The 6,175-nt window shown below is 59.9% G+C and carries 7 protein-coding genes; 4 read left to right on the top strand and 3 right to left on the bottom strand.

Annotated features, from left to right (window positions below):
- Positions 1–78 precede the first annotated feature (78 nt).
- Together gudD and WBB95_RS24660 are read right to left on the bottom strand one after the other, a co-directional pair.
- Complete coding sequence (gene gudD / locus WBB95_RS24665) at positions 79–1,413, bottom strand: glucarate dehydratase (RefSeq protein WP_424489940.1); 1,335 nt, start codon at positions 1,411–1,413, stop codon at positions 79–81.
- Positions 1,414–1,432: 19 nt separating this feature from the next.
- A complete protein-coding gene (locus WBB95_RS24660) occupies positions 1,433–2,794 on the bottom strand; it encodes an MFS transporter (RefSeq protein ID WP_424489939.1) in 1,362 nt (453 codons plus the stop codon).
- A 338-nt stretch (positions 2,795–3,132) separates the two neighbouring features.
- Between WBB95_RS24660 and WBB95_RS24655 the strand changes: the two genes are divergently transcribed.
- From WBB95_RS24655 to WBB95_RS24640, 4 genes are all read left to right on the top strand, one after another.
- The gene (locus tag WBB95_RS24655; protein ID WP_424489938.1) at positions 3,133–3,843 is read left to right on the top strand and encodes a FadR/GntR family transcriptional regulator; all 711 of its coding nucleotides are present in this window, start codon (positions 3,133–3,135) and stop codon (positions 3,841–3,843) included.
- Between the two features lie 24 nt (positions 3,844–3,867).
- Complete coding sequence (locus WBB95_RS24650; protein ID WP_424489937.1) at positions 3,868–4,563, top strand: tRNA (adenine(22)-N(1))-methyltransferase; 696 nt, start codon at positions 3,868–3,870, stop codon at positions 4,561–4,563.
- 297 nt (positions 4,564–4,860) lie between these two features.
- Positions 4,861–5,400 (top strand): ATP phosphoribosyltransferase regulatory subunit, encoded by a 540-nt coding sequence (locus tag WBB95_RS24645; RefSeq protein ID WP_424489942.1) that lies wholly within the window; start codon positions 4,861–4,863, stop codon positions 5,398–5,400.
- A 91-nt stretch (positions 5,401–5,491) separates the two neighbouring features.
- Positions 5,492–5,782, top strand: coding sequence for a DUF3144 domain-containing protein (locus WBB95_RS24640; protein WP_424489936.1), 291 nt, complete (start codon positions 5,492–5,494; stop codon positions 5,780–5,782).
- A gap of 38 nt (positions 5,783–5,820) precedes the next feature.
- Here WBB95_RS24640 and WBB95_RS24635 read toward each other — a convergent pair whose 3' ends face one another.
- Positions 5,821–6,096, bottom strand: coding sequence for a hypothetical protein (locus tag WBB95_RS24635; RefSeq protein ID WP_424489935.1), 276 nt, complete (start codon positions 6,094–6,096; stop codon positions 5,821–5,823).
- Positions 6,097–6,175: the final 79 nt, after the last annotated feature.

Raw genomic sequence — 6,175 nt, 5'->3', positions numbered from 1 at the left:
GGCAAGCCCGGCTCCCACATAAGCCAGCTCCGCGGGTGATCTGCGTCGCTACGTTTGGTTTGGGGGCATTCGCACGCGTCAGCGCACCAGGCACGGCTGCTTGTTATCGAAGCGCCAGCCCGGAATCAAAAACTGCATCGCCACGCTGTCATCCCGCGCGCCGAGGCCCATGCCTTTGTACAGCTCGTGCGCTTTCGCCACGGCGTCCATGTCGATGTCCACGCCCAGGCCAGGCTTGGCTGGAACCTTCACGTAGCCGCCTTCGATTTTCAGCGGCGCCTTGGTCAGGCGTTGGCCGTCCTGCCAGATCCAGTGGGTGTCGATGGCGGTGATTTCGCCGGGTGCGGCGGCGGCGACCTGGGTGAACATCGCCAGGGAAATATCGAAGTGGTTGTTGGAATGCGAGCCCCAGGTCAGGCCCCAGTCATTGCACATCTGCGCCACGCGCACCGAGCCTTGCATCGTCCAGAAGTGGGGGTCGGCCAGCGGAATGTCCACCGATTGCAGCTGGATCGCATGGCCCATTTCGCGCCAGTCGGTGGCGATCATGTTGGTCGCGGTTTTCAGCCCTGTGGCGCGGCGGAATTCAGCCATGACTTCGCGGCCTGAGTAGCCGTTTTCGGCGCCGCACGGGTCTTCGGCGTAGGCGAGCACGTGGTGCTGGTCGCGGCACAGGCGGATGGCTTCCTTGAGTGACCAGGCGCCATTCGGGTCGAGGGTGATGCGGGCGTCCGGGAAGCGTTCAGCCAGCGCCGTGACCGCTTCGATTTCTTCATCGCCGCTGAGTACGCCACCCTTGAGTTTGAAGTCATTGAAGCCATACTTGGCTTTGGCGGCTTCGGCCAGGCGCACCACGGCGTCGGCCGTGAGGGCCTTCTCGTGGCGCAGGCGGAACCAGTCGTCATCGGCGTCGGCCTCGTTGCGATAGGCCAGGTCGGTGGCGTTGCGATCCCCCACATAGAACAGATAACCGAGCATCTTCACCGCGTCGCGCTGTTGGCCTTCGCCAAGCAGGGCGGCCACGGGCACTTCAAGGAACTGGCCCAGCAGGTCGAGCAGGGCGGCTTCCATGGCCGTCACGGCGTGGATGGTGATACGCAGGTCGAAGGTTTGCAGGCCACGGCCCGCGGCGTCCCGCGAGGCAAACGTGGTGCGCATCTGGTTGAGGATGCGTTGGTACTGGCCGATCGGCTGGCCAATCACCAGGTTGCGCGCGTCTTCCAGGGTTTCGCGGATGCGTTCACCGCCGGGCACTTCGCCCACACCGGTGTTGCCGGCGCTGTCCTTGAGAATCACGATATTGCGCGTGAAGTAGGGCCCATGGGCGCCGCTCAGGTTCAGCAGCATGCTGTCGTGGCCTGCAACCGGAATGACGTGGAAGTGGGTGACGACGGGTGACGATGAAAGACTCATGGCAAATTCCTGAATACGCTTAAAGAGGTTTGCTGATGGCGGCGCCCGTTGGCACCGCGCTTGGCGCGGTCAACACGGCAGAAGGTGCGGTCTTGGCGAAGAACACCAGGATTGCGGCGAGCACTGAGGTGCCGGCCAGGCCGTAAAGACCGCCCTGGATCGAGCCGGTGGTCTGTTCCAGAAAACCAAAGGTGGTCGGGGCCACAAAGCCGCCGAGGTTGCCGATGGAGTTGATCAGCGCGATCACGGCGGCGGCGATGCGCACATCCAGATAGCCCTGCGGGATCGGCCAGAACAACGAAGACGCCGACTTGAAACCAATGGCCGCAAAACAGATCGCCACGAAGGCAAAAATCGGCCCACCCGTGGTGGACATGAACATGCCGGCGGCGGCGATCAACAGCGCAGCGGCAACCCAGGCTTGCTGGAACTTGAACTTGCCCGACAGCGAGGCGAAGGCGTACATGGCGATGATCGAGATCAGCCAGGGGATCGAGTTGAAAAAGCCCACCTGCACGTCACTCAGGTCGCCCATCTTCTTGATGATGCTCGGCAGCCAGAAGGTGGCGGCGTAGATCGTCAACTGGATGCAGAAATACAAGACGCAGAACAGCAAAATCTGGCGGTCCTTGAGCAGCTTGCCAAGGGTCGGTTTGACGCTGGTCAGCGCTTCACGCTCGCGTTGTTCCTGGTCGATGGCGCCCACCAGTGCATCCTGTTCTTCGCGGGTCATCCATTTGGCGTCGTGGGGTTTGGAGTCGAGCCAGAACCACACGAAGAAGCCCAGCGCCACGGAGGCCAGGCCTTCGATGGCGAACATCCATTGCCAGCCGTGGAAGCCGAAGCCTTCGATCTGCAGCAGCACGCCGGACAGCGGTCCGGAAATCAGCGAGGCGACGGCGGAACCGCTGAGGAAGATCGCGATGGCCTTGCCGCGTTCCACGCCGGGCAGCCAGCGCGTGAAGTAGTAGATCACCCCGGGAAAGAACCCCGCTTCGGCCACGCCCAGCAGGAAGCGCAGGATGTAGAACTGGGTTTCGTTCTGGATGAATGCCATCAGCGTGGCGACGATGCCCCAGGTGAACATGATGCGGGTCAGCCAGATACGCGCGCCGACCTTTTGCAGCAGCATGTTGGAGGGCACCTCGAACAGTGCGTAACCAATGAAGAACAGCCCGGCGCCCAGGCCATAGGCAGCCGCGCCGATGCCCAGGTCATGCTCCATGTGCGTGCGCACAAAGCCGATATTGACCCGGTCGATGTAGTTGAGGATGAACATGATCACGAACAGTGGGAGCACATGGCCCTTCACTTTGCTCACGGCACGCGCGAGGACTGAATCACTTTCTGGAGCGACAGATGCATGGCTTGAATTGTTCACAATTCAAAACTCCCCCTGATTTATTTTTATGCGGGTTTGCGTGTTTTGTTGATAGACATCATACAAGTGGTTTTCCTGAGATCGCAATCCATCGTGGAGTATTTTTGTGCTTATAAAAGACGCGGCTGAATGAGTGTTTTGGTTATTTGCCCATTATTCATTGGGTTTATTAGGTTTTTTAAGGACGAAAATCCGCCTCGGCACGCTTGTCGGTAGGGCCGCGCGGGTAATCAATAAATCGGAGGATAAGGTTGGTTGTCATACAAGTTGAGTGATTTATGAATCCATTCAACGGGAGTGTTAAGCTCCGCCCAGCCCAATCCCATGGAACCGTAGCAATGCCCATTGAAAGCGGAACCCCGGTGCGTAGACGTTCCAATAACCTTGCCCAAGGTGTGGTCGAGGCGTTGACCCAGCGCATCCTGCTCGGGCAGCTCAAGCCCGGCGAAAAACTGCCGTCGGAATCCACCATCGTGCTTGAGCACGGCGTGAGCCGAACCGTGGTGCGCGAGGCCATCTCCAAATTGCAGGCCTCAGGCTTAGTGGAGACGCGTCACGGCATCGGCACCTTTGTGCTGGCGCCCAACGCCCAGCAAGGTTTGCGATTGAACGTGGACACGGTGGCCAGCGTGCGCAATATGCTCGAACTGCGCCTGGGCCTGGAGGTGCAAGCGGTGGCCTTGGCGGCCCTGCGCCGCACCGACGCGCAGTTGGCCCACATGCGCGCCGCGCTCGACGACTACCAGGCCTCGCTGGCCAATAACGACAGTTGCGTGGAAGAGGACAAGCGCTTCCATCAATTGATCGCCGAAGCCACCGGCAACACGTTTTTCACCGAAATCATGCTGCACCTGGGCAATGCGATGATCCCGCGCACTCAGGTTCAGGGCGCCGAGCGCGGCGGTGCTGACTTTGCCAAGCTCGGCCAGTTGGCGAACCTGGAGCACGAGGCGATTTTCAACGCGATCAAACGCCAGGATCCGGACGCCGCGCGGGCAGCCATGGTGCTGCACCTGACCAACAGCCGGGATCGGTTTTCGGGTGAGTAATTTTTCGCTGACAAGGAACAACCGTTGAACGAACACACTTTATCCATGCGCCTGGAGCGCGTGGCGGCGAACGTGCCCTTGGGTGCGCGCCTGGCCGATATCGGCTCGGACCACGGCTACTTGCCGGTGGCCATGATGCGCCGAGGCGTGATCACTTCGGCTGTTGCGGGGGAGGTGGCGGCCACGCCCTTCCACGCGGCTCAACGCACGGTGCGTGACAATGGCCTGGAACAGCACATCACCGTGCGTTTGGCCGACGGTTTGGCGGCGATTGATGCTGGAGACGGCATCACCGCGATCAGCATCTGCGGCATGGGCGGCGAAACCATCCGTGACATCCTCGACAGTGGCAAGGCGCACCTCAGCGGGCAAGAACGCCTGATCCTGCAACCCAACGGCGGCGAACAACCGCTGCGCCAATGGCTGATGGACAACGGCTATCGCATCCTCTGTGAAGAGTTGCTGCAGGAGAACCGCTTCTATTACGAAATCATCGTCGCCGAACGTGCCGAACCCGTGACCTACACCGATGAAGAACTGTACTTCGGCCCCCTGCAACTGCGGGCGCGCAGCCCGGATTTTTTGGCCAAGTGGCAGCGCATGCTGCGCCAGAAGCACAAGACGTTGGCCAGTCTTGAGCAGGCAAGGCAGACCGTTCCGGACGCAAAGGTTCAGGAGATTGCCGAGCAGGCGCGGTGGATCAGTGAGCTGCTGGCGTGAGCTGGCTTGTCACTGTTGCTGCAACTGTGCCAGGATCGCCCCATGACTCAATTCCCGCAAAGCAACCGCCATCACCACCACGGACCTTTCCCAAGGCGCCGCGGTTGCTTGCATTCACAGGTTGAACAACACCTCTGATCGCTCAATGAACCCACACCAAGGCGCCCTCGGCGCCTTTTTTATTGCCTGTAAAAAATGGAGATTCACCCATGACCATGCTGCGCGGAACGCGAATTGTGACCGGAAAAGAAGCCTCGACGATGCGTGAAATAGAGGGCCGTTTTCGGAGCTGTCTTCATCGAAGCGGGCGCTGAAGAAGCCATCGTGCCGGCGCTGTGGGGCCAGGACACGTTTATCGAAAAAGCCGGCGGCAGTGAAATCATCGGCCAGATGTGGGCGTTTGATGACAAAGCAGGCCGTCAGTGTTGCCTGATCCCGGAAGCCACTGCGCTGTTCCAGGAGCGCAACGCCGAATTGCTCGCCGGACGGCGCGAGGCGATGTTCTTCTACGTGGCCCGCTGTTACCGCTACGAGCGACCGCAAGCCGGCCGTTATCGCGAGTTCACCCAGTTGGGGTTGGAGATTCTAAGCCCCGATCCCGCCTCGGCGCTGCAGCGTAGCCAGGCCCTTTGCACCGGTTTCCTGGACGCTTTGGGGCTCGACTACACGCTCAATTGCGCGGTGAAACGTGGGTTGAGTTACTACCTTGAAGGCAATGGCTTCGAGGTCCGTTGCCCCGCGTTAGGTGCGCAGCAGCAAGTGGTCGGCGGCGGTGCTTATCGAGAAGGCGCCGGATTCGGTATCGGGCTTGAGCGGTTGGTGCTCGCACTGATGTGATGTTGCAGGCGCCTCCACCCGGAGGCGTCTGCACACCTGCAGCCGGATATGCTCCAATGGCCGCCTTCATTTGCCCAGCGGAAAACCCACCATGGCCGAAACCACCGACCAAGCCTTCTACGACCGTGCAGACGCGCATATCGAACTGTCGAACGAGCAGCTTAAAACCTGTGAAAACTTCGGCGAGGTCAGCGCCTCGATGATGTTCGGCGCCACGCGCTTCAGCGCCTGGGCCAGCGCACGCAACTTCAAGTCCGGCGCCGAAATGGCCGATGCGCGCGAGGCGATGCTGAAGTATTTCTGTGATCAGTACCGGATGATGCTGGAGGATAATCTGGATGATCACATCAATAATTTCAGTCAGTACATGACGGTCAAATAGGCCGCTGGTAGCGATCCTACCCATTACGCGCCTAGTGCTCAGGGACAAGCGATGGAGTTTGAGTCGGCCGGGGCAGGCGGCTGCATTAACTCCACTTTCCTTTGCAACTGGTCGACGTGTTCTTTCTCGGCGCGGAGGGCCGAGCGCAACTCCTTGTTCTCCATTTCCCAGATCTTTGCCCAGCGGGTGGCGGTCTTGCAGTCGACGATTATCTGCCAGATATCCTGTAGCTTCAGGTACTGAATCAGCATCAACAATGCCACTACCGCCATCACCATCAGAGCGCCTGTCGCCACAACTTCCGACGTTGTCATTTCACTATCCTTTTCATCAATGAGTGGGTTCCTAAGACCGGCTCAGAATATGTAGTGAATTGCGACACGTATAGAATGT

This window comes from Pseudomonas sp. (assembly GCF_049645325.1).
Lineage (GTDB): Bacteria > Pseudomonadota > Gammaproteobacteria > Pseudomonadales > Pseudomonadaceae > Aquipseudomonas.
Note: the sequence above shows the minus strand (reverse complement) of the source record. Positions and strands in the feature narration are given on the sequence as shown.

Excerpts from the sequence above, each read along its gene's own strand:
- WBB95_RS24635 (WP_424489935.1), bottom strand. The coding sequence starts at position 6,096 with ATGACAACGTCGGAAGTTGTGGCGACAGGCGCTCTGATGGTGATGGCG.
- WBB95_RS24655 (WP_424489938.1), top strand. The coding sequence starts at position 3,133 with ATGCCCATTGAAAGCGGAACCCCGGTGCGTAGACGTTCCAATAACCTT.
- WBB95_RS24640 (WP_424489936.1), top strand. The coding sequence starts at position 5,492 with ATGGCCGAAACCACCGACCAAGCCTTCTACGACCGTGCAGACGCGCAT.
- gudD (WP_424489940.1), bottom strand. The coding sequence starts at position 1,413 with ATGAGTCTTTCATCGTCACCCGTCGTCACCCACTTCCACGTCATTCCG.